Below are 432 nucleotides of genomic sequence, written 5' to 3'. Positions count from 1 at the left end.
ACGGCGAGTGGGTAGATGTACCCGCGAATGGTTTAGTGACGGTTCCAGCCGGTGAAGATGCGGTCAAAGTACGAGTTAAGACGGCGCAAGATAAAGTCTACGAAGGCGATGAAGACTTCAGTGTGACTGTTGAAGGCGCCGAGGGTGCGCTTACGGCGACAGACCCAGCGGATAAAACAGCCGACGCAACGATCCAAGACGGTGGCCAAAATGGTGGTGATGACGACCGTCCAACCGTGAGCATTGCCGGTGGTGGTGACGTAAGCGAAGGCGATAAAGCGCACTTCACGGTGAGTCTAAGCAAAGCGGCAGACATCGACGTCACAGTTAAGTTGACGTTGAACGAAGAAGAGACTGAGCCAAAAGACATTAAAGCGTTCCAATACAAGAATGCAGACGGCGAGTGGGTAGATGTACCCGCGAATGGTTTAG

Annotated in this window: 1 protein-coding gene; it reads left to right on the top strand. The window is 53.0% G+C overall.

Annotation, left to right across the window (positions count from 1 at the left end; genetic code table 11):
* Positions 1-432, top strand: a 432-nt coding sequence (locus EJ063_RS20940) for a Calx-beta domain-containing protein (protein ID WP_208640400.1), incomplete at both ends; no start/stop codon positions are given.

Origin of the sequence: Vibrio aquaticus, from assembly GCF_003970385.1 — a bacterium.
GTDB classification, from domain to species: domain Bacteria; phylum Pseudomonadota; class Gammaproteobacteria; order Enterobacterales; family Vibrionaceae; genus Vibrio; species Vibrio aquaticus.
Note: the sequence above shows the minus strand (reverse complement) of the source record. Positions and strands in the feature narration are given on the sequence as shown.